Genomic DNA, 249 nt, shown 5'->3' with positions numbered 1-249 from the left:
TTTTCATCTTCTAAAAGTAAGTTTAATGATATGGCTTTTATTCCATCTTGCGTATCCACAGGTAATATAAATTCTTCTGTGGTTTCAGCCTTTTTACCTTTTAACCCCATTAAGTTAGGAACACTTGGCCCTGTTACATCTGCATCCAAAATTCCTACACTGTATCCTAATCTTTTTAACTGTTTAGCTATAAGGACAGAAATTGATGATTTTCCTACTCCACCTTTGCCACTCATAACGCCAATAATT

The 249-nt window shown here is 34.5% G+C and carries 1 protein-coding gene; it reads right to left on the bottom strand.

Translation table 11 applies throughout. The annotated features are described in order from the left end of the window. Nucleotides 1-249, bottom strand: a 249-nt coding sequence (locus tag ACJDU8_RS25900) for a P-loop NTPase (RefSeq protein WP_406795049.1), incomplete at both ends; no start/stop codon positions are given.

It is taken from the genome of Candidatus Clostridium eludens, assembly GCF_045310515.1.
GTDB lineage: Bacteria > Bacillota > Clostridia > Clostridiales > Clostridiaceae > Clostridium_B > Clostridium_B eludens.
The sequence above is the reverse complement of the archived record's forward strand: the minus strand, read 5'-3'. Positions and strand labels throughout refer to the sequence as shown.